Origin of the sequence: Streptomyces sp. NPDC016640, assembly GCF_043076215.1 — a bacterium.
GTDB lineage: Bacteria > Actinomycetota > Actinomycetes > Streptomycetales > Streptomycetaceae > Streptomyces.
Genome location: NZ_JBIBRG010000004.1, coordinates 109,941 through 130,656, shown reverse-complemented (window position 1 = coordinate 130,656; position 20,716 = coordinate 109,941). Strand labels below are relative to the sequence as shown.

The following is a 20,716-nucleotide window of genomic DNA, read 5'->3' as shown; positions in this document are numbered from 1 at the left end:
TGGTGTCGGATCCCGCCCGATAGCCCCGGGCGGGGTTCTTTTTGGGCGCCGCCCGGCCGGCCTGGCTGCATCCGGCCTGGGCGGCGGTTCAGGCGGCGGCGAGTTGGGCCGCGGTGGGGATGGGCGTTTCGACGGTGTCGTCGGTGGCGACCTTGGCGAGCCGTTCGAGTTCGGCGATCCGCGAGTCGCGTTCCATGAGCTGGGCGGTCTGCCGGGCGACGAGCTGTTCGGCCATCACCCGCTGCCCGTCGGCGATGTCGGCCTGCGCCTGCAACGCGCGGCAGCGGGCGGTGACGGCCATGAGGCGGCGCCGGTACCAGGCGAGGTCGTCGTGGGCGTCAGTCAGCCTCTGCCGGAGTCGGATGTTGTCTTCGCCGGCTCGTCGCTTGCCCTTGCCGTGGATCACGCCGTGTCCCGGAGTGCGTCGGCGGTGTCGCGGAGCAGGGCCAACGCGGTCGTCTTGCTGCTGCCCGGGTAGTCGCACCAAGCCGCGAGGGACGGGGCGTCGACCCGGGCGGCGAGGGCCTGTTCGGCGGCCCAGGTGAGCGGGTCGCCGCCGACGTGCCGCGGGGTGCCGTGCACGGCGACGTTGATCGCGCCGATGAGGTCCACGCTGCACTTGTCGAGCGGCAGCCCAGTCGACGCCTGGCGGGTGTCGTACAGGTACTTCTTGCAGTAGCCGACCGTGCTGATGTGGTCGTGCGCGAGGTCGAGGACGGCGGCTATGTCGGTCGCCGCAGGCGCGGTCACGGTGCTCACTGGTTCTCCTTGCGGTCGATCCAGGCGAAGAACTGCTCGATGGCGAAGATCACGGGGATCGGGGCGAGGAGGATGAGCGGCGCGAGGACGGTCATCGGGTCACCACCGTCAGCAGGACTCGCCGGTAGAGGGCGGCGGTCGCCTTGCGCGGGGTCGGGATGAGCGGGCCGTGCCACGCGTACACGTCCGGCAGGGAGACGACCGGGCCCTCCGGCATGGAGCAGCCGTGGGGCACAGACCCCATGAGCGGTTCGCCAGCGTCGTTGTACTGGCCGATGAACTGCCATTCGGTGCCGGTGACGTCGAGGTGCGGGACGTCCAGGTCGAAGGTGGTGCCGTCATGCGTGTAGGTGTTCATGAGGCCGTCTCCTGTTCGTGCATGCGCAGCCACTGCCGGCGCTGCTCGTAGTGGGCGTGGACCTTGGCGATCCGGTCGACGTACTCGCCGGTCGTCCACGGCTTCACGCCGCGGGCCCGGCGGGCGAACTCGGCTTCGACGCGGGCTAAGGCGTCCTGTTCCAGGTCGGCGAGCGGACGGGGCTCGGTCGCGGTCGCCATGTCAGGCCGCCTCTCGGAGCGTCTGCCGCTTCGTCCAGGCGGCGAGCTGGGCGATCGCCTCCTGCAGCTGGGTGAGCGTGTCGGCCGGGGTGCGGGTGACGCTTACGACAACCGTCTGGCTGCCCTCGCCGAACACGAGCCGGGCGAACGGCCGGCCGTCCTCGTCTCGGCCGTAAGTGGCGGCGACCGGACCGTCACCCAGGTCGAGGGCTATCGGGCCGTACAACTGGGCACTCATCACGCCTCCTTCGGCGCAGGGTTGGTCTGGTCGGTGGGGGCGAGGAAGTTCCGCAGTCGCTCGGCGGACCGTTCCGCGCGCTGCTCGCGCTGTCGATCGACGAGATCGGCGACCTTCTGTTGCAGCGTCGGCAGCGGCACGTCCAGGTCGGAGATCGGGCGGGTCATCACCAGCACCTGCCGATCTCCCGCAGGGAGCCGGTCTCGTCGGCGACGTCCCTGACGTCCTGTTCGACGGCCACTTCGGGCTGCACGGGCACGACCCACTCGGTGCCCTCGTCGTGGCAGACGGAGATCCAGCCGTTGCCCTTGCCGTCCACGTAGATGCGGCGGCGATTGTCGTTCGGGTCCTCGGGGCGCTCGCCGCTGGCGGCGGCACGAACCTGCTCGACCCACTCGGGCACCGGGAGCGGGTTCTCCCAGCGGGTGGCCTGCTTCTCCGCCTCGTCGCACAGGTCGCGCACGGCGTCCAGGCAACGGGACAGGTACTCCATTTCCTCGGCGACGGTCGGCTCCTTGCCGACGTACTTCGCCAGTTCCGCCTTGAGCCGCTGGATCTCCGCCAGCAGGGCGGGGACGTCCTCCCCGAGGACCGTCTCTGCGTTCTCCAGGGCCCGCTGTCCGTCCACCGGGGCGAACTTGTCGAGCCATGCGGTCAGGGCGGCGGCACGCTCCGGAGTACGGGCCGCGATCCCCGCGAGCCGCTCGTCAGTCAGCGGCTGCGGCTGGTCGCCGACCGGCACCGGCAGGGCAGGCGTCGCGGCCACAGCGGCGGCGGCCACAGCCTTCCGCGCCTCCGCGAACTGCTCCTCCGACACCGGGTCCACGTGGGTGAGGCAGATGTACGAGCCCTCCCCCTCGACCCAGACCACGGGATGACCGCTGGCCGACACCTGGGCTGCGGTGCGGGTACGGGTGACCAGCCGGCGGGCGTCAGAGGCGTCCTCCGGCCGGAAACCGGGGTAGGCGAACACCGGCGTGCCGACCGGGTACAGCGCATTCCACTGCTCGGCGTTCACGCAGCACCCCCGACCACGGAGGCGAGCGCATCGGCCCACGCTGCGTCATTGCTGACTCCGACGTAGCGCGCCTCCACCCGGACACCGAACTCGCCTTGGACAGCCCGCGCCTCGAACGAACCAGCCGGATCGTAAGCCGACCGCTGCTGCGCCGACCGCGCCCCGAACCTGGCGTTGCGGATACCCCAAACCATCCCGTAAGCGGTCTGCCCGGAGTTGTAGTCGCCGACCGGCAGCCACTCACCCGGGCTGGCCTGGCAAGCCGCGGCAACGGCGAAGTGGTTCACACGACGGGCACGCATCATGCCGCCACCCCCGCCTTCGGGGTGGCCAGCGACTGCAGCCCGTACTTGCGGACCTTGTCGTAGCGGGCGATACCCCAGACGATCGCCTGGCAGGCCCACAGGAACCACCAGTCGAAGTCCTGGAGCTGCATCTCACCCATGTCGGAGAAGGTGAAGGTCAGGTCACGCACCGGGGCCGCATGCTTGTCGCCAGCCTCCCGGCGGTGACCACGCGCCTTCACTGCAGCGACCGCGTAGGAGTCGCACTCGAACTCCCAGTTGCACTCGCTGCACTTGGCCAGGTACGCCTCGCCGAACCGGAACTCGGAGAGGGCTCGGCGGGCCTCTTCCTCGTACTCGCAGTTGAACTCGGACTCGACGTGCTCGGCCCAAGCTGCTGCGATGCCGGGATAGTCCTCCTCGACGGCCGTGAGGGTCTCGGCCACTTCCTCCTCGAACAGCTTCTCGCTGTAGGAGGTGGCGGCCTCACGCCCGCTGGTCAGCTTCTCCGACCAGTAGCCGGGGTTGATGTGCAGCGAGCCGTCGCGGTAGATCCCGGAGCGGAAGAACTGGAACATGTCCGTGGCGCAGCGGAAGACGTAGCTGTTGCCGTCCCCAGAGAACACGAGCTGCTGCGGCGTGGTGATCAGCTCGAACCAGTAGTAGCCGTGCGTCGGCTCACGGAAGACTAGGTGCCGGTACACGCCGTCGTCGTGCAGCACGACCATCTCGTGGCTGACGACGTCGCAGGCGAAGCGGGTGGCGATCTCGGGGTAGTCGCTCATGCCGCACCGCCGTCGACCGCGAGCTGCGTGACGAGCGGGTACGGCACCAGGGAGACCCAGTCGCATCCGCCGTGAGCGTGGACGGCGCCGGTCTCGTCCTGCCATGCCCCGTCGAGGTCGAACGGGATGCTGCAGGCGGCCTCGGCGAACGGACCCTTGGCGATGCTCTTCGAGGCGTAGACGCCGAGAACGTCGCCGCCCTCGTGATCCTCACCCTTGGAGAGGACCCAGACGACCGGGCCGGTCGCCTGCTGGATCTGGGATGATGGCTTCACGTGAAGCCCCTTTCGGTTCGACAGGTTCGGTAGGGGTGGATCGCGAGGTCGTCCCGTAGGCGCGGGGCGGCCTCTTTGCTTGCCGATCAGGCGGCGCGGGCCGGCTTTAGGCGGCGTTGGCGTACTTGTTGGGCAGGTACTCGCCCTGTGCCTGGATCTGCCGGATGTGGGCGGCCGTCAGCCGCGGCGACTTGCCGACGCGGGTGTACGGGATCCGGCCTTCGTAGATGGCTTCGAGGACCCAGTTCTCGTTCTTGCCGAGCATCTCGGCGGCCTGCGCGGGAGTGAAGCAGCGCAGTTCCAGGTCGGCGGCCGTGTGCATGGCGGCGAGCTGTTCGACCACTTCGGCGAGGCGGAGGATGAGAGTGCTCTCGTCGGCCGCCGGCCGGTCAGTGGGGGTGTTCCGGGTGGGGGGAGCCAGGTCGGTCCTGGTCACGAGGTCTCTCCTTGTGGTCATGAGTGATGGCGTCGATTGGCACGTTCAGGCGCTTGGCGTAGAGGCGGAGGGTCCGGTCACTCGCTCCCTGCTTGTTGCGTTCGACTCGGGAGAGGTAGCCGGGGTCTCTGCCTATGTCCTTCGCGAGCTGCTGAAGGCTGATCCCCTGCGCCTCGCGGATGGCCTTCATTGCGGCTCCGTTGGGTCTCACAACACCCAACGTAGACCCAAAGAAGCGACGAACGCAAGGCGTTGTTCTGGGTTGCTTGGGTGTTTCTCTGGTTTCTTTGGGTGTCACGGAAGGCATTGGGGCTTGATCGATGGCCAGAGGCACACGGCGCGCACAGGCGTACTCACGGGACGCAGGCGCAACGGGGAGCTAACGAAGCAACAAAGAAGGCGCCTTCAAGACCGATCAATCCTGGTCAATTAGGGGATTCGCTAGGTGCGTGTTGCCAAACCGTGCGGCATGATGACCGCCATGACAGAGGACCGGACCAAGCTGCATTGGCCAAAGCTCGCAACCGCCATCCGGGCGGCCCGCGAAGCACGCCGCCTTACGCAGCTCGCCCTCGCCGAACTCGCCGGCATCAGCGAAGGCAGCGTCCAGAACCTTGAGGACATCAGCCGCCGGCCGGGGCGCATCCCCCCCTCGCTCGCTAAAGTCGAACCGCACCTTGGCTGGGCAGAAGGATCCGGACTCGCTATCCTCCGCGGCGGCGAACCCACGCCGGCCCCTGTCGTCCACGATGCCTCCGCCAGCCTTCACGGCGGTCCGGACAGGCTGCGCGGAAAACTGCCCCTGCGGATCGTGGACGAGCTGGAGAGCGACGACCCCCTCCTCGACTCTCAGGTCATCCAGCTTCCCGGCACCCAAGGGGCGCGCATGACCGTCGTTGTGCACGGGACACCCGACGCCACGCCTGAGCAGATCCAAGAGGCACTTCTGGCCTGGCGAAAGGCCGAGCGCAACTTGCGACGGCTGTCCGACGACGACGGCGACGAGCCACAGGCAGCGAACGGGGCGTAACTTCCCGCACACCGATCACGCACATCCCCTCCCCGTTCTGTCCGAAGTGTGGTCTCATATCGGGACCACAAAGGGGGGCGCCCGCAGTGGCCATGGTCTTGGGGGACCTATGTCTGTGCGGGTTTCTGTAGTGACGGGTATGCCGTGCAACGTCAAAGTCTGGGTTGAGGACTGCGACGACGGCCACTTCAACGTCTACGTCGACGCCGAGTTGATATCCGAGCCGGGCGCTCGCGCCCTGCAGATGATCCTCAACACCACCGCCGCTGGCTGGAGCCGGCTCGACGAGGCCACCGTGTACGCCACACTTCGAGCAGTCACAGGCTGATCAGAGCTGCCTGCACGGCGAGGTGAACCATGGCGTATGGAGAGAAGCGCACCTACGACAAGCGTGCGCGTAAGTGGCGCTACCGCGGCCGGTACAAGCTCCCCAACGGCAAGTGGGGCTCGGTCAGCAAGGACGAGCACGGGCAGCCGTTCTACACGGAACGGGCCGCCGAGCAGTACGCGCATGGCCTTGAGGTCGACGTGCGGCGCAAGCAGTTCATCAACCCACGCGACGGACGGATCACCGTCGAGGAATGGGCGGAGAAGTGGCTGCCGTCCATCGACGTCGGCCCGCTCAGCGAGAAGGAGTACCGGCTCCGCCTGAAGAACCAGATCCTGCCTGAGTGGGGCGAGACAGCTGTCGGTGACCTGTCCCCCACCGGCATCGCCGCATGGGAGAAGGGACTGCGGCAGCGTCTGTCGAAGAACTACGCCGACAACGTCATGAGCGTCTTCCGCACCATGCTGGACGACGCGGTCGCCGAAAAGCTGCGCGGCGACAACCCAGTAGCGGCGCGGAAGTCCGGCCGCCGCGGCCGGTACAAGCCCAAGCCGAAGGATGAGAAGGTCATCGCCACCCCCCGCCAGGTGCTGCTGATCGCCCGGAACGCGCTGGAGATGCGAGGGCTGAACGAATACGCGATCGTCCTCGCCTCCGCCTATACGGGCCTGCGGATCGGGGAGCTGGCCGGCGTGCACCGCGACCAGCTGGCGCTGAAGGACGGCGGGGAGGGGGCGCGGCTGCACTCGGTGCAGCAGTCCCAGTACGTCGACGGGGAGTTCACAGAGATCGGCAACAAGTACGACTCGGGCCGCGGGTTGATCCTGCCGCCGTTCCTCGCGGAACTGCTGCAGGAGCTGCTCGACTCGCGGCCCGGCAGCGAGTGGGCGTTCACCGCACCGAAGGGCGGCCGGCTGCTGCGGGGCGGGGACTGGTACACCGAGACGTGGCAGCCGATGGTGTTGGGCCGGGCGCCACGCGGTGTGGTGCGCGGCGCGAAGGCGCGGGTCGGTATCCGTCCGGTGCTAGGTGTGGAGGGACTGACGCCGCACGGGTTGCGGCACTCTCACAAGGTCTGGCTGGATGAGGGGAACCATCCTAGAGTTGCTGTTGAGGCGCGGATGGGGCATGTGCTCCAGGGCGTCGAGGGCACGTACTCGCATGTGACGTTGGCGATGGAGTTGGCGATCGCCGAGTACCTCCAGAAGTTGTGGGAGGACTCGTTGAGGGTCGTCGTGGACCGCCGCGAGTTCGGCTCGTATCCCCCGCTGAAGCCGTCCCGTAAGAGACGATCTCCCAACCGTCTCCCAAACCCGGTTTGATTTCCCTGATAGCGCACGAAGGCGGCCCCTCCCCGTGTCGGGAGGGGCCGCTTTCGCCATGTTGATCTACGCGTGTCCTGCTGCCGGAATGGCGTCAGCGGATGGGCATGCCCGACAGGGTGCGGGCGATCACCAGGCGCTGGATCTCGCTCGTGCCCTCGAAGATGGTGTAGATCGCGGCGTCCCGGTGCATCCGCTCGACCGGGTACTCGCGCGTGTAGCCGTTGCCGCCGAGTATCTGTATCGCCTGGGCGGTGACCTTCTTGGCCGTCTCGCTGGCGAACAGCTTGGACATCGAGCCCTCGGCGGCCGTGAACGGCTTGCCGTTGATCGCCATCCAGGAGGCGCGCCACACCAGCAGGCGGGCGGCGTCGATCTGGGTGCGCATGTCGGCGAGCTGGAAGGCCACGCCCTGGTTGTCGATGATCGGGCGGCCGAACTGCTCGCGCGTCGAGGCGTACTCCAGGGCGACCTCGTACGCCGCGCGGGCGGTGCCGACCGCCATGGCGCCGACGGCGGGGCGGGACGCCTCGAAGGTGGCCATGGCGGCGTTCTTGACGCGCTCCCCGCCCTTCCTGGCCCGCTCCCGGGCGCGGGCGAGGCGCTCGTCCAGCTTCTCCTTGCCGCCCAGCAGGCAGGAGCCGGGGACCCGGACGTCGTCCAGGACGACCTCGGCGGTGTGGGAGGCGCGGATGCCGTGCTTCTTGAACTTCTGGCCCTGGGAGAGCCCGGGGGTGCCCGGCGGGACGATGAAGGAGGCGTGGCCCTTGGAGCCGAGGTCGGGGTCGACGACCGCGACCACGACGTGGACGTTGGCGATGCCGCCGTTGGTCGCCCAGGTCTTGGTGCCGTTGATCACCCACTCGTCCTTGGCCTCGTCGTACACCGCGCGGGTGCGCAGGGAGGCCACGTCGGAGCCGGCGTCGGGCTCGGAGGAGCAGAAGGCGGCGACCTTGACGTCGCTCGCGTCGCCGTACATCTGGGGGATCCAGGTGCCGATCTGCTCCTCGGTCCCGTTGGCGAGGACGCCGACGGCGGCGAGGCCCGTGCCGACGATCGACAGGGCGATGCCCGCGTCGCCCCAGAACAGCTCCTCCATGGCCATCGGGATGCCGAGGCCGGTCGCGTCGAAGTACTGCTGGGCGTAGAAGTCCAGGGAGTAGATGCCGACCTTGGCGGCCTCCTGGATGACCGGCCAGGGAGTCTCCTCACGCTCGTCCCATTCGGCGGCCGCGGGGCGGATCACATCGGCGGCGAAGCCGTGCAGCCAGTCCCTGACCTCCTTCTGTTCGTCGTTGAGCTCCATGGTGAACTCGGCCATGTCCCCTCCAGCGGCGGCGCACGTGCATGTTACTTGCGGTAACCAGAGTGTGTTACCGCCGGGTAGGAAAAGTCAACCGCCCGAAGCCGGTCGGTATCCCGTTCGATGACCGGGGCGCCTTCAGTGTTAGTTTGCGCAGGCGTCACCGAATCAGCACGGGTGGGGAGAGCTCATGGACACCACACAGCGGACCGATCAGCAACGGTCCGCCGACCGACGCCGACGCGAGCTGCTGGAGGCCGCCGACCGAGTGGTGCTGCGTGACGGCCCCGGGGCCTCGATGAACGCGATCGCCGCCGAGGCCGGCATCACCAAGCCGATCCTCTACCGGCACTTCGGTGACAAGGGAGGACTCTACGCCGCCCTGGCCAAGCGGCACACCGACGCGTTGCTGGATTCGCTGCGCGCCGCGCTGGACGCCCCGGCGGACCGGCGCGAGCGGGTCGAGGCCACCCTGGACACCTATCTCTCGGCGATCGAGGCGCGCCCCCAGGTGTACCGGTTCCTGATGCACCCGTCGGAGGGGTCGCCGGGCGACCAGGGCTTCGACGTCGGCAAGCACTCGGCACCGCTGCTGCGCCGCATGGGTGAGGAACTGGCCCAGGTGATCGGGGACCGGCTGGACCTCGGACCGGACGGCCGGCAGCTGGCCCGGGTGTGGGGGCACGGCATCGTCGGCATGATGCACGCGGCCGGTGACTGGTGGCTCGGTGAACGGCCCTGCCCGCGGTCCGAGTTGGTGCGCAGCCTGGCCGACCTGCTGTGGGGGCGGCTGGCGGCGGCGGGCGACAAGGCCGGCGGGCCGGGGTTCTGAGCGCTCAGTCCGGCCGGTTCCAGGGGGCACGGCCCACCTGACGCAGGAGCCGGCGGTGCCGCCACCCCGTCAGCCGGTCGGCGTAGACCCGGCCCTCCAGATGGTCGCACTCGTGCTGCAGGCACCGGGCGAAGAAGCCGGTGCCGTGGACGGTGACCGGGTCGCCGGTCACCGTGACGCCCTCGACGACCGCGTGGTCGTGGCGCTCCGTGCCCGCCTCCAGGCCGGGCAGGGACAGACAGCCCTCCGGGCCGCGCAGCACCACCCCGTCCGTCTCCACGAGCCGGGGGTTCACCACATGGCCCCGGTGCCGGACGTCCTCGTCGTCCGGGCAGTCGTACACGAACACCCTGAGCGGCTCGCCCACCTGGTTCGCGGCCAGGCCCACTCCCTGGGCCGCGTACATCGTCGCGAACAAGTCCTCCACCAGACGGGCGAGTTCGGGACCGAAGCCGGTGACCTCCCGGCAGGGCGCGTGCAGCACCGGGTCGCCGAGCAGGGTGAGGGGCCGCACGCGTCCGTGGACGCCGGGGATGGAGCCGTGTCGCATGGCGGCAAGAGTACGGTCCTTGCAGCAGCACCCGTCTCACGATGGTGCCGCGGTTCTGGAGTGCGAACGGATCTCGATAGGCTGAGGTCCACACCACGTGGCCGTCAGGCACAGCCGCGGCGCGTACGCAAGGAGGATCGAGAACTGATGGCAGGCAACTCGGACCCGCTCACGCCGCGGGCCAAGCTGGCCGTGACCGCCGGCAAGGCGGTCGCGGCGGCATCCCGCGCCGCCGGGCGCGGCAGCGGTTCGGTGATCGGCGGCCGGGTGGCACTCAAGCTCGACCCCGATCTCCTCGCCCGGCTCGCGCAGAACCTGGACTGCGTCCTGGTCTCGGCGACCAACGGCAAGACCACCACCACCCGGCTCATCGCCGAGGCGCTGCGGGCCGCGGGTCCCGTCGTCTCCAACGCGCTCGGCGCCAACATGCCGGCCGGCATCACCTCGGCCCTCGCGGGCGGCTCGGACGCGAAGTTCGGCGTCATCGAGGTCGACGAGAAGTACCTGGCGGGCGTCGCCCGGGACACCGACCCGAAGTGCATCGCCCTGCTCAACCTCTCCCGCGACCAGCTCGACCGCGCCGCCGAGACCCGCATGCTCGCGGAGAACTGGCGCGAGGGCCTGGCCGGCTCCAAGGCGGTCGTCGTCGCCAACGCCGACGACCCGCTGGTGGTGTGGGCCGCGTCCTCCTCCCCCAACGTGATCTGGGTCGCCGCCGGGCAGATGTGGAAGGACGACGCCTGGTCCTGCCCGTCCTGCGGCGGCGTGATGCAGCGCCCGGGCGACGACTGGTTCTGCGGGGAGTGCGGCTTCCGCCGGCCGACCCCCAGCTGGGCGCTCTCCGGCGACCACGTCCTCGACCCGCACGGCTCCGCCTGGCCGATCCACCTCCAGCTGCCGGGCCGCGCCAACAAGGCCAACGCCGCGAGCTCCGCGGCCGTCGCCGCCGTCTTCGGGGTGCCGCCACAGGTCGCCCTGGAGCGCATGTACCAGGTGCAGGCCGTGGCCGGCCGCTACGACGTCGTGCAGTTCGAGGGCCGTGACCTGCGTCTGCTGCTCGCCAAGAACCCCGCGGGCTGGCTCGAGACGTTCTCGCTGATCGACCCGCCGCCCACGCCCGTGATCCTGTCGGTGAACGCGCGCTCCGCCGACGGCACCGACACCTCCTGGCTGTGGGACGTCGACTACACCCGGCTGACCGGCCACCCGATCTGCGTCGTCGGCGACCGGAAGCTGGACCTCGCGGTGCGCCTGGAGGTCGCCGACCAGCAGTTCCAGGTCTGCGACAATCTCGACCAGGCGGTCCAGATGTGTCCGCCGGGCCGGATCGAGGTCATCGCCAACTACACCGCGTTCCAGGACCTGCGCCGCCGCGTCGGCAACTGACCACCACACCTCAGGGACTTGAAGTGAGCGACAACCAGCTGCGGATCGTCTGGATCTACCCGGACCTGCTCAGCACGTACGGCGATCAGGGCAACGTCCTCGTCGTGGAGCGCCGGGCCCGGCAGCGCGGCCTGGACGTGGCCCGGCTCGACGTGCGCAGCGACCAGCCGATCCCGACCTCGGGCGACATCTACCTGATCGGCGGCGGCGAGGACCGTCCGCAGCGGCTGGCCGCCGAGCGGCTGCGCCGGGACGCCGGTCTGCACCGGGCGGTGGAGAACGGCGCCATCGTGTTCTCGGTGTGCGCCGGCTACCAGATCCTCGGCCACGAGTTCATCAACGACCTCGGCCAGCGCGAGCCCGGCCTCGGTCTGCTCGACGTCGTCTCGGTGCGCGGTGAGGGCGAGCGGTGCGTGGGCGACGTGCTGGCGGACATCAACCCACGGCTGGGGCTGCCCCCGCTGACCGGGTTCGAGAACCACCAGGGCGTCACCCACCTGGGCCCGACGGCCCGTCCGCTCGCCCAGGTGCGCTTCGGCAACGGCAACGGCACCGGGGACGGCACCGAGGGCGCGTTCAACGACACCGTCTTCGGCACGTACATGCACGGTCCCGTGCTCGCCCGCAACCCGCTGATCGCGGACCTGCTGCTGAAGCTGGCGCTCGACGTCAACGCGCTGCCGCCGACCGACGACCGCTGGTACGAGGCGCTGCGGGGCGAGCGGATCGCGGCGGCGCAGCAGCCGGCGTGAGGCGTGCCCGACACGGCGGACACGGGGGTGCCGAACCCGCGGGAAACCCGGCCGCCGGACGGGCGTAACCGGCCCGTCTGACGGCTGCTCCGCACAGGTGAGCGGGGTCGTCCAGCAGGCGGACGCGGGGTGCGATCGCGCCCCCGGATGCCGCTAGGGTGGCGGGGATCGAGCCGGACAGCGAGGTCCGGTCCCGGCCCACTTCGAGAAGGTTGCTTCGGGCTATGCGCATTGGTGTCCTCACCTCCGGCGGCGACTGTCCCGGCCTGAACGCCGTCATCCGGTCCGTCGTGCACCGTGCCGTCGTCGACCACGGCGACGAGGTCATCGGCTTCCGGGACGGGTGGAAGGGCCTGCTGGAGTGCGACTACCTCAAGCTCGACCTCGACGCGGTGAGCGGCATCCTCGCCCGGGGCGGCACCATCCTCGGCTCCTCCCGGGTACGCCCCGAGCATCTGCGGGACGGTGTGGAGCGGGCCAAGGGGCACGTGGCGGACCTCGGCATCGACGCGATCATCCCGATCGGCGGTGAGGGCACGCTGAAGGCGGCCCGGCTGCTGTCGGACAGCGGTCTGCCGATAGTCGGCGTTCCGAAGACCATCGACAACGACATCGCGGTGACCGACGTCACCTTCGGATTCGACACGGCCGTCGGCGTGGCGACCGAGGCCCTGGACCGGCTGAAGACGACCGCCGAGTCCCACCAGCGGGTGCTGATCGTGGAGGTCATGGGCCGTCACACCGGCTGGATCGCGCTGCACTCCGGCATGGCGGCCGGCGCGCACGCCGTCGTCGTGCCCGAACGGCCCTTCGACATCGACGAGCTGACCGCGAAGGTCGGCGAGCGGTTCTCGGCGGGCAAGCGGTTCGCGATCGTGGTGGCCGCGGAGGGCGCCAAGCCGAGGGCCGGCACGATGGACTTCGACGAGGGCGACAAGGACGTCTACGGCCACGAGCGGTTCGCCGGCATCGCCCGCCAGCTCTCCCTGGAGCTGGAGGCGCGCCTCGGCAAGGAGGCCCGGCCGGTGATCCTCGGACACATCCAGCGCGGCGGGACGCCGACGGCGTACGACAGGGTGCTGGCGACGCGCTTCGGCTGGCACGCGGTGGAGGCGGTGCACCGCGGCGAGTTCGGGAAGATGACGGCGCTGCGCGGGACCGAGATCGTGATGGTGTCGCTGGCCGAGGCCGTGGAGACGCTGAAGACGGTGCCGGACGCCCGGTACGCGGAGGCGGAGTGCGTTCTGTGAGGTCGTGGTAGTGCGCCGCCCGCAGCAGGGCGTTCATCGCCCCCGGTGACATCCGTCGCCGGGGGCGGTTCTAGTCTGGTGCGGACAGACTGCGTACAACCCCCACGAAACAGGAGCCGGCGGATGGATCACAGCGGGCACGGCATGACCATGGATCTGCCGCCGTTCACGCTGGGGCGAGGGCTCGCGTGGTCGGCGGACCCGTTCTTCCTGATCGCCTGCCTGCTGGGGCTGGCCCTGTACGGCTGGGGTGTGGCGCGCCTGGTGCGGCGCGGCGACCGGTGGCCGGTCGGCAGGACCGTCGCGTTCGCGGCCGGCGTGCTGAGCATCGGGCTCATGATGTGCACCGGGCTGAACGACTACGGCATGGTCATGTTCAGCGTGCACATGGTGCAGCACATGGTGATCAGCATGGTGTCGCCGATCCTGATCCTGCTCGGCGCCCCGATCACCCTGGCCCTGCGCGCGCTGCCGCCGGCCGGGCGGGGCCGCAGGGGACCGCGCGAGCTGCTGCTGATGCTGCTGCACAGCCGCTACATGCGGGTCGTCACCCACCCGGTGTTCACCATTCCGATGTTCATCGCGAGCCTGTACGGGCTGTACTTCACCCCGCTGTTCGACTTCCTGATGGGCTCGACGGCGGGGCACATCGCGATGATGGTGCACTTCCTCGCCGTCGGCCTGATCTTCTTCTGGCCCATCATGGGCGTGGACCCGGGTCCGCACCGGCCGGGGTACCTCATGCGGATGCTGGAACTGTTCGCGGGCATGCCGTTCCACGCGTTCTTCGGCATCGCGCTGATGATGGCGTCGGCCCCGATGGTCACGACGTTCGGGAACCCGCCCGCCTCCCTGGGGATCGAGGCGCTGTCGGACCAGAACGCGGCCGGCGGGATCGCCTGGGCGTTCAGCGAGGTCCCCTCCGTCCTGGTGCTGCTCGCGCTGCTGTTCCAGTGGTACGCCTCGGACCAGCGGCAGGCCAGGCGCAAGGACCGCGCCGCCGACCGGGACGGGGACCAGGAACTCGAGGCGTACAACGCCTATCTGGCCTCACTGCACGCACGCGGGAACTGAATTCACTGTTTCCCGACTCCCCTTGAACGGGCAATTTCCTCCAGTAGCATGATGCGTCAGGGGGACCGCCGGGGGGAGCGGTGATGAAACGTCGCGCGTTCACGCACAGGGCAGGAAAAGCAGTGATCCGTAAGATCGCCGTCCTGTCATTGCTGTTTCTGCTCGTCAGCGGGTGCGAATCGGCCACACCTTTGTTCGACGTGAAGGCGGTCGCCGCGGGGGCCGCCTCTCTCGCGCCGTTCTTCGACGAGGGCAGCGGCCTCGGCCGGGATGCCGCCGTGCGGTCGCGGCCCGCCCACGGCGGCCTGCAGCAGGGGGACGTCCCCGGCCTGTACGGCGGCACCGGTGAGGCCGTGATCTGCGACGTCGAGCGGCTGAAGCGGTATCTCACCGAGCCGCGCAACGACCGCAAGGCACGGGCCTGGGCCGAGGCGCTCGATCTCCGTACGGCTGGGATACCGGAGTATCTGGACCGGCTCACACCCGTTCTCCTGCGTCACGACACGCTCGTGAGGAATCACGACTACAAAAAGGGAAAGGCTGTTCCCTTCAATGCGCTGTTGCAGGCCGGAATCGCCGTTCTGGTCGATGAGCGGGGACTGCCGGCGGTGAAGTGTTCGTGCGGTAATCCCCTGCGGCCCTTCGAGGGCGACAGGAGCAGGATTTCCGTCACGTTCGACGACCGGAACGAGAAGTGGAAGGGATACGACCGTTCCGAGGTCGTGGTCGTGCGGCCCGCGTCCCACAGACTGGAGCGGATCGCCCTCGTCGACGTCCGGAATCCCGACCGGGGCATCGAGCGGCCCGTGGGGACCACGGGCGAGGACGACTCCGCCTTCGACACGCGCGAGCGCCGGGCGGTGCCGTCGCTGACCGGCACCACGTTCGGTGAGGCGAGCAGGCGGCTGGCCGGGCGGGGACTGGCGGCCGCCCACGACGGCGGGGACGTGCCGCCGGAGGGCGCGCGGGTCACGGCGTCCGACCCGGCGGCCGGGACCGAACTGCGGTTCGGGGCGTACGTCACGCTGAGCGTGACGGAGGACCCGGACGAGGGGGCCTCCCGTGGTGGGGCCACTCCCCCGGACGCGGGACCGCCGGCGACGACGCGGGATCCCCGGTCGCCGTCGGCACCGTCCTCACCGCCCCCGTCGCCGTCCGGGCCGACGGGATCCGAGCGGCCGGGGTCGCCGGACGGCACCCCGCCGCCCGGCTCCACGCCGCCGTCCCCGCCGGACACCGGGTCCGGCTCCGGAGCGGCGTCGCCCCCGAAGGAGGGCCCACCACCGCCTCCGGCACACTCCGAGGATCCCGGAACCGGCTCCGCGCCCCCTTCGACGGGCCCCGGAGCGCCCGGGACCGGTACTTCTCCGCCCGGCCCGGCCGAGCCGCCCCCGAGGACCACCGCCTCCTCACCGCCGCCCGGCGACCCGGTCACCGGCCCCGCGCCGCCGCCGGCCGGCCAGCCCCCGAGCAGCCCGCCGGGCGGCACCACCGCCCCGGTCACCGGCGCTCCCGCCACCACCGAAGCACCCACCGCGAGCGCCCCCGCCGAGCGCCCCCGCCGAACCCCGGAGTGACCCGATGCCCTCAGGATCACCGACGTCGGGAGTGGGCCGGGTCGTCGCCGGCCGTTATCTGCTGCTGCACCGGCTCGGCAGTGGCGGCATGGGGCACGTCTGGCTCGCCCACGACCAGCGGCTCGCGTGCGAGGTCGCCCTGAAGGAGGTCGCGTTCGGCGATCCGGCCGAGCCCGGCCAGGAGCGGGACGCCCGGGTCGCCCGGGCGCGCGCGGAGGCCCGGCACGCGGCCGGTCTGCGCGGTCATCCGCATGTGGTGACCGTGCACGACGTGCTGGAGCACGAGGGACTTCCCTGGATCGTCATGGAGTACGTCGCGGGCGCCGTCGACCTGCGGGAGCTGCTCGCCCGGAGCGGCCCGCTCGCCCCCGCCGAGTGCGCCCGGATCGGGCTGGCGGTGCTGGACGCGCTGACCGCCGGGCACGAGCGGGGCGTGATGCACCGGGACGTGAAACCGGCGAACATCCTGCTCGCGCCGGACCGCACCGGCTCGCCGCACGGCCGGGTGCTGCTCACCGACTACGGCATCTCCGTGCAGCCGGACACCGGGGAGACGCGCCACACCATGGCGTCCGCGCTGGTCGGCACGGCGGGCTACCTCGCGCCGGAGCGGGCCACCGGCGGCCCGCCCGCCCCCGCGGCCGACCTGTTCTCGCTCGGCTGCACGCTCTACCACGCGGTGGAGGGCCGCGCCCCTTTCGCCCGTCCGTCCCCCCTGGCGTCGATCACGGCGGTGGTGACGGAGGACCCGCGTCCACCCGTGCGCGCCGGTGCGCTGGAGCCGGTGCTGCGCGGACTGCTCGGCAAGGATCCGGAGCTGCGCAGCACCGCGCGGGAGGTGGAGACCGAGCTGGCGCGGATCGTCACGCCCCAGTCGGAGGCGTACGCGCGGACGCGGAACGACCTCGGGTCCCTGTCGCCCTGGGAGGCCCCCGGCGCCCCGGCGCCCCGCGCGGACACCCACGGCCCCGGCGGCGCCACCGGCACGCGCCGCCGCGCCCGCCCGCGCGCCCTGCGGGGTGTCCTCGCCGGTGGGCTCGGCCTGGTCCTGGCACTGGGCGGCGCCTGGTACGCGCTGGCCGGCCGGGAGGGCGGCGGCGAAGCGGCGCCGTACGGCGAGGCCGTCGGGCTGGTGCAGCCGCTGGAGGAGGGCGACTGCGTGCTGGCCGACTGGCCCGGCGGCACCCGGTTCGCCGGCACGCCCCGGCTGACCCTCGACCCGACCTGCGCGGACGAGGCACCCGACGGGCAGGTCGTGGCGTTCGTCGGGGCCGTCTCCGCGCAGGAGGCACGGGAACTGGGGCCGGCGGGCTGCGAGGAGCGCACGCGCGAGCTGCGCGGCCGGCTGGCCGACGTGCGCGCGCTGGCCGTCGTACCGGCGTCGGACGGGTTCGAGGCGGCCGGGCGGCGGACCGCCTGTCTGGTGCTGGGGGCGCACGGGCCGGTGTACGGGCCCCTCGGCGAGCGGCGCCGGTTCGGGACGGCGTTCGCCGACACCGCGACGATGCAGCGGCGGGACTGTCTGGACGTGCGCTCCCGTCGGGAGGCGCGGCTGGTGCCGTGCGGCGGGCGGTACGACGAGCAGGTGCTCGGGTTCACCCGGCTGGGCGGGGACGTCACGCTCGCCGAGGCGCGCACCGAGTCGGACGCGGCGTGCGCGCGGGAGGTGCCGCCGCGCGACTACGGCTTCGACCCCTCGGTCCACGAGGCCGGGTCGTGGACCGGCGCGGGACCGTGGAAATCGGGCACACATGTCGTCGTGTGCACCGTAAGGAGGCAGAACGGGGGCACCATGGAGGGAGTCGGACCATGAGGAGGGTGCCGCGATGCCCGGTTCCACGAACGGTTCAACGTCGACGAAGACCATGGGAGTGCTCACCCTCGGCGGCCTCGTCGCCGTGACGGCCTACACGGTTGCGCTCGGCAGCAACGGCTGGCTGTGGTTCGGCTGGGTGGTCCTGGGCCTGATCACCCTCGCGATGGCCGGCACACGCGGCACCTGAGGACCCCTCGGGCGGCCTCGCCTCACCTCGGGGTGAGCCGCCCCGCCAGATGCACGCCCGGCTGGTACTTGGGCAGCCGGACGGTGATCTTCATGCCCGCGCCGACGGCGGTCTCGATGACGAGGCCGTGGTCGTCGCCGTAGACCTGACGGAGCCGGTCGTCGACGTTCGACAGGCCGATGCCGCCGGTGGGGCTGACCTCGCGGGCGAGGATGCGGCGCAGCAGGCCGGGGTCCATGCCGGCGCCGTCGTCCTCGATGACGACCAGGGCCTCGGCGCCGGCGTCCTGTGCCGTGATCTGGATGCGGCAGGTGTCGGCCTTGCCCTCCAGGCCGTGCTTGACGGCGTTCTCCACGAGCGGCTGGAGGCAGAGGAAGGGCAGGGCGACCGGCAGCACCTCGGGGGCGATCTGCAGGGTGACGGAGAGGCGGTCGCCGAAGCGCGCCCGCACCAGCGCCAGATAGTGGTCGATGGCGTGCAGTTCGTCGGCCAGGGTGGTGAAGTCGCCGTGCCGGCGGAACGAGTAGCGGGTGAAGTCGGCGAACTCCAGCAGCAGTTCGCGGGCGCGTTCGGGGTCGGTGCGCACGAACGAGGCGATCACGGCGAGCGAGTTGAAGATGAAGTGCGGGGAGATCTGCGCGCGCAGCGCCCTGATCTCGGCCTCGATGAGACGGGTGCGGGACTGGTCGAGGTCGGCGAGTTCGAGCTGGACGGAGACCCAGCGGGCGACCTCCCCGGCGGCCCGGACCAGCACCGCCGACTCGCGGGGCGCGCAGGCGACGAGCGCGCCGTGCACCCGGTCGTCCACGGTGAGCGGGGTGACCACGGCCCAGCGCACCGAACAGTCGGGGGTGTCGCAGGTCAGCGGGAAGGCCTCGCCGCGGCCGGTGCCGAGGGGCCCCGCCAGACGTTCCATGATCTCGGTGCGGTGGTGGGCACCGGCACCGTCCCAGACCAGGACCTGTTCGCGGTCGGTGAGGCACAGGGCGTCCGTGCCCAGCAGGGAGCGCAGTTTGCGGGCCGACCTGCCCGCGGTCTCCTCCGTCAGGCCGGCCCGGAGCGGGGGCGTGGCCAGGGAGGCGGTGTGCAGGGTCTCGAACGTGGCGTGCTCGACGGGGGTGCCGAGTCCGGCGAGTCCGGCGGGCCGGGCGGTCCGCCGGCCCAGCCAGAACCCGGCGGCCAGCAGGGGCAGTACGGCGACGAGCAGACCGGCGAGGAAACCGCTCACGCGGACACCTCCGTACGCAGTTCCTCCGGCAGATGGAAACGGGCCAGTACCGCGGCCGTCGAGGGCGGCACCCGGCCGGGGGTGGCCAGCGACACCAGGATCATGGTGAGGAAGCCCAGCGGCACCGACCACAGCGCGGGCCAGGCGAGCAGCGCGTGCAGCGGGCCCCCGCCCGGGTAGCCGGCCATGGTCGCGGCGACGGCGACGAAGGCGGAGCCGCCGCCGACCAGCATGCCGGCCGCCGCGCCCGGCGGGGTCAGCCGGCGCCACCAGATGCCGAGGACGAGCAGCGGGCAGAACGAGGAGGCCGACACGGCGAACGCGAGCCCCACGGCGTCGGCCACCGGCAGTCCCCCGACCAGGACGCTCGCCCCGAGCGGCACGGCCGTCGCCAGCACGGTGCCGAGCCGGAAGTGCCGTACGCCGCGCGCGGGGAGCACGTCCTGGGTGAGCACGCCGGCCACGGCCATGGTGAGCCCGGAGGCCGTCGAGAGGAACGCCGCGAAGGCACCGCCCGCGACCAGGGCGCCGAGGAGGTCGCCGCCCGTTCCCCCGATCATGCGGCCGGGCAGGAGCAGGACGGCGGCGTCCGCGTCGCCGGTGAGGGTGAGCTCGGGGGCGTACAGCCGGCCCAGGGCGCCGTAGACGGGCGGGAGCAGGTAGAAGGCGCCGACCAGACCGAGGACCGCGACGGTGGTGCGGCGGGCGGCGACACCGTGCGGGCTGGTGTAGAAGCGCACCACGACGTGCGGCAGGCCCATGGTGCCGAAGAAGGTGGCGAGGATCAGCCCGTACGTGGCGTACAGCGGGCGCTCCTCGCGGGACTCGGCCCGGGAGGGCGACAGGACGTCGTCGGCGCCGCGCCCGGCGGCGGGGACCTCGGTGCCCTCTGCGAAGGTCAGCCGGGTGCCGCCGTCGATGCGGTGGGTGCCCGCGGGCAGGCCGAGCGTGGCGCCGTCGTGCGCGCGGCCGTCGACGGTGCCGTCCACCGTCACCGTGAGCGGGCTGTCGAGCCGCAGGTCGAGGGTGTCGTCGACGACGACCACCCGCTGTTCGCGGAAGGCGGCCGGTTCGTCGAAGGCGTGCCGGGGCGCTCCGTCGCTCTGCCAGGCGAGGACCAGGAAGAGGGCCGGGACGAGCAGGGCGGTGAGTTTCAGCCAGTACTGGAAGGCCTGCACGAAGGTGATGCTGCGCATGCCGCCCGCGGCGACGATGGCGGTCACCACGACGGCGACGATCACCCCGCCGAGCCAGTCGGGTGCGCCGGTGAGCACCGTCAGGGTCAGGCCGGCGCCCTGGAGCTGGGGCAGCAGGTACAGCCAGCCGACGCCGAGGACGAAGGCGCCCGCGAGCCGCCGCACCGCGTGCGAGGCGAGCCGCGCCTCGGCGAAGTCGGGCAGGGTGTAGGCGCCGGAGCGGCGCAGCGGGGCGGCGACCAGGACCAGCAGGACCAGGTGGCCGGCGGTGTAGCCGACCGGGTACCAGAGCATGTCCGGGCCCTGGACCAGGACGAGTCCCGCGATCCCCAGGAACGAGGCGGCGGAGAGGTACTCGCCGCTGATGGCGGCGGCGTTGAGGCGGGGGCCGACGGTGCGGGAGGCGACGTAGAAGTCGGAGGTGGTGCGGGAGATGCGCAGGCCGAAGGCGCCGACGAGGACGGTCGCGAGGACGACCAGCGCGACGGCGGGCACGGCGTAGGCGTAGTTCACGGCGCTTCGGGTCCCGGTC

At 71.3% G+C, this 20,716-nt stretch carries 27 protein-coding genes; 11 read left to right on the top strand and 16 right to left on the bottom strand.

The genetic code is table 11. The annotated features are described in order from the left end of the window. Positions 1-88: 88 nt before the first annotated feature. From ACF07S_RS09995 to ACF07S_RS09940, 12 genes are all read right to left on the bottom strand, one after another. Positions 89-406 (bottom strand): hypothetical protein, encoded by a 318-nt coding sequence (locus ACF07S_RS09995; RefSeq protein ID WP_391973880.1) that lies wholly within the window; start codon positions 404-406, stop codon positions 89-91. Beyond that, positions 403-759 (bottom strand): hypothetical protein, encoded by a 357-nt coding sequence (locus tag ACF07S_RS09990; protein WP_391973879.1) that lies wholly within the window; start codon positions 757-759, stop codon positions 403-405. Before ACF07S_RS09990 ends, ACF07S_RS09995 begins: the two co-directional genes overlap by 4 nt. A 91-nt stretch (positions 760-850) precedes the next feature. Continuing rightward, positions 851-1,117, bottom strand: coding sequence for a phiSA1p31-related protein (locus tag ACF07S_RS09985; protein ID WP_391973878.1), 267 nt, complete (start codon positions 1,115-1,117; stop codon positions 851-853). Further along, positions 1,114-1,317, bottom strand: a complete 204-nt coding sequence (locus ACF07S_RS09980) for a hypothetical protein (protein ID WP_391973877.1) — start codon at positions 1,315-1,317, stop codon at positions 1,114-1,116. Before ACF07S_RS09980 ends, ACF07S_RS09985 begins: the two co-directional genes overlap by 4 nt. Before the next feature lies 1 nt (position 1,318). After that, positions 1,319-1,555, bottom strand: a complete 237-nt coding sequence (locus ACF07S_RS09975) for a hypothetical protein (RefSeq protein WP_391973876.1) — start codon at positions 1,553-1,555, stop codon at positions 1,319-1,321. Continuing rightward, on the bottom strand, positions 1,555-1,722 hold the full coding sequence (locus ACF07S_RS09970) for a hypothetical protein (protein WP_391973875.1): 168 nt from the start codon (positions 1,720-1,722) through the stop codon (positions 1,555-1,557). Before ACF07S_RS09970 ends, ACF07S_RS09975 begins: the two co-directional genes overlap by 1 nt. After that, positions 1,722-2,573: a hypothetical protein gene (locus tag ACF07S_RS09965; protein WP_391973874.1), complete on the bottom strand. Its 852-nt coding sequence runs from the start codon at positions 2,571-2,573 to the stop codon at positions 1,722-1,724. The genes ACF07S_RS09970 and ACF07S_RS09965 overlap by 1 nt, the downstream gene beginning before the upstream one ends. Beyond that, the gene (locus ACF07S_RS09960) at positions 2,570-2,860 is read right to left on the bottom strand and encodes a hypothetical protein (RefSeq protein ID WP_391973873.1); all 291 of its coding nucleotides are present in this window, start codon (positions 2,858-2,860) and stop codon (positions 2,570-2,572) included. Before ACF07S_RS09960 ends, ACF07S_RS09965 begins: the two co-directional genes overlap by 4 nt. Positions 2,861-2,874: 14 nt before the next feature. Next, complete coding sequence (locus tag ACF07S_RS09955; protein WP_391973872.1) at positions 2,875-3,642, bottom strand: hypothetical protein; 768 nt, start codon at positions 3,640-3,642, stop codon at positions 2,875-2,877. Then, positions 3,639-3,917, bottom strand: a complete 279-nt coding sequence (locus ACF07S_RS09950) for a hypothetical protein (protein ID WP_391973871.1) — start codon at positions 3,915-3,917, stop codon at positions 3,639-3,641. The genes ACF07S_RS09955 and ACF07S_RS09950 overlap by 4 nt, the downstream gene beginning before the upstream one ends. Before the next feature lie 106 nt (positions 3,918-4,023). After that, positions 4,024-4,353 (bottom strand): helix-turn-helix domain-containing protein, encoded by a 330-nt coding sequence (locus ACF07S_RS09945; protein WP_391973870.1) that lies wholly within the window; start codon positions 4,351-4,353, stop codon positions 4,024-4,026. Continuing rightward, positions 4,307-4,543 (bottom strand): helix-turn-helix domain-containing protein, encoded by a 237-nt coding sequence (locus tag ACF07S_RS09940; protein ID WP_391973869.1) that lies wholly within the window; start codon positions 4,541-4,543, stop codon positions 4,307-4,309. The genes ACF07S_RS09945 and ACF07S_RS09940 overlap by 47 nt, the downstream gene beginning before the upstream one ends. Positions 4,544-4,834: 291 nt before the next feature. On the opposite strand from ACF07S_RS09940, the gene ACF07S_RS09935 reads away from it, so the two are divergent. The 3 genes from ACF07S_RS09935 to ACF07S_RS09925 all read left to right on the top strand — a co-directional run bounded on the left by ACF07S_RS09935 (position 4,835) and on the right by ACF07S_RS09925 (position 7,033). Then, the gene (locus tag ACF07S_RS09935; RefSeq protein WP_391973868.1) at positions 4,835-5,383 is read left to right on the top strand and encodes a hypothetical protein; all 549 of its coding nucleotides are present in this window, start codon (positions 4,835-4,837) and stop codon (positions 5,381-5,383) included. A gap of 139 nt (positions 5,384-5,522) precedes the next feature. After that, positions 5,523-5,711 carry a hypothetical protein gene (locus tag ACF07S_RS09930; RefSeq protein WP_391973867.1) on the top strand — a complete coding sequence of 63 codons (189 nt, stop codon included), beginning with the start codon at positions 5,523-5,525 and terminating at the stop codon, positions 5,709-5,711. Between the two features lie 29 nt (positions 5,712-5,740). Further along, a complete protein-coding gene (locus ACF07S_RS09925) occupies positions 5,741-7,033 on the top strand; it encodes a tyrosine-type recombinase/integrase (RefSeq protein ID WP_391973866.1) in 1,293 nt (430 codons plus the stop codon). Positions 7,034-7,127: 94 nt separating this feature from the next. Here ACF07S_RS09925 and ACF07S_RS09920 read toward each other — a convergent pair whose 3' ends face one another. Further along, positions 7,128-8,354, bottom strand: a complete 1,227-nt coding sequence (locus ACF07S_RS09920; RefSeq protein ID WP_391964210.1) for an acyl-CoA dehydrogenase family protein — start codon at positions 8,352-8,354, stop codon at positions 7,128-7,130. 172 nt (positions 8,355-8,526) lie between these two features. Between ACF07S_RS09920 and ACF07S_RS09915 the strand changes: the two genes are divergently transcribed. Further along, positions 8,527-9,168: a TetR family transcriptional regulator gene (locus tag ACF07S_RS09915; RefSeq protein ID WP_391964211.1), complete on the top strand. Its 642-nt coding sequence runs from the start codon at positions 8,527-8,529 to the stop codon at positions 9,166-9,168. Between the two features lie 4 nt (positions 9,169-9,172). On the opposite strand, the gene def is transcribed toward ACF07S_RS09915, so the two are convergent. Next, positions 9,173-9,718: a peptide deformylase gene (def, locus tag ACF07S_RS09910; RefSeq protein WP_391973865.1), complete on the bottom strand. Its 546-nt coding sequence runs from the start codon at positions 9,716-9,718 to the stop codon at positions 9,173-9,175. Positions 9,719-9,865: 147 nt separating this feature from the next. Here def and ACF07S_RS09905 point away from each other — a divergent pair, with 147 nt between their 5' ends. The 7 genes from ACF07S_RS09905 (at position 9,866) to ACF07S_RS09875 (ending at position 17,760) form a co-directional block, all read left to right on the top strand. Then, entirely contained in the window at positions 9,866-11,104 is a 1,239-nt protein-coding gene (locus ACF07S_RS09905; protein ID WP_391964213.1) for a MurT ligase domain-containing protein, read from the top strand. A 23-nt stretch (positions 11,105-11,127) separates the two neighbouring features. Further along, entirely contained in the window at positions 11,128-11,856 is a 729-nt protein-coding gene (locus tag ACF07S_RS09900) for a type 1 glutamine amidotransferase (protein ID WP_391964214.1), read from the top strand. Between the two features lie 224 nt (positions 11,857-12,080). Next, positions 12,081-13,106 carry a 6-phosphofructokinase gene (locus tag ACF07S_RS09895; RefSeq protein ID WP_391964215.1) on the top strand — a complete coding sequence of 342 codons (1,026 nt, stop codon included), beginning with the start codon at positions 12,081-12,083 and terminating at the stop codon, positions 13,104-13,106. A 123-nt stretch (positions 13,107-13,229) separates the two neighbouring features. Next, positions 13,230-14,180 carry a cytochrome c oxidase assembly protein gene (locus ACF07S_RS09890; protein ID WP_391964216.1) on the top strand — a complete coding sequence of 317 codons (951 nt, stop codon included), beginning with the start codon at positions 13,230-13,232 and terminating at the stop codon, positions 14,178-14,180. 122 nt (positions 14,181-14,302) lie between these two features. Then, positions 14,303-15,757: a DUF6777 domain-containing protein gene (locus ACF07S_RS09885; RefSeq protein WP_391973864.1), complete on the top strand. Its 1,455-nt coding sequence runs from the start codon at positions 14,303-14,305 to the stop codon at positions 15,755-15,757. Positions 15,758-15,761: 4 nt separating this feature from the next. After that, positions 15,762-17,570 carry a protein kinase gene (locus tag ACF07S_RS09880; protein ID WP_391964218.1) on the top strand — a complete coding sequence of 603 codons (1,809 nt, stop codon included), beginning with the start codon at positions 15,762-15,764 and terminating at the stop codon, positions 17,568-17,570. A 13-nt stretch (positions 17,571-17,583) separates the two neighbouring features. Beyond that, on the top strand, positions 17,584-17,760 hold the full coding sequence (locus ACF07S_RS09875) for a hypothetical protein (protein WP_391964219.1): 177 nt from the start codon (positions 17,584-17,586) through the stop codon (positions 17,758-17,760). A gap of 22 nt (positions 17,761-17,782) precedes the next feature. On the opposite strand, the gene ACF07S_RS09870 is transcribed toward ACF07S_RS09875, so the two are convergent. Together ACF07S_RS09870 and ACF07S_RS09865 are read right to left on the bottom strand one after the other, a co-directional pair. Then, positions 17,783-18,988 (bottom strand): sensor histidine kinase, encoded by a 1,206-nt coding sequence (locus ACF07S_RS09870; protein ID WP_391964220.1) that lies wholly within the window; start codon positions 18,986-18,988, stop codon positions 17,783-17,785. Continuing rightward, positions 18,985-20,697: a cation acetate symporter gene (locus tag ACF07S_RS09865; RefSeq protein ID WP_391973863.1), complete on the bottom strand. Its 1,713-nt coding sequence runs from the start codon at positions 20,695-20,697 to the stop codon at positions 18,985-18,987. The genes ACF07S_RS09870 and ACF07S_RS09865 overlap by 4 nt, the downstream gene beginning before the upstream one ends. Positions 20,698-20,716 lie beyond the last annotated feature (19 nt).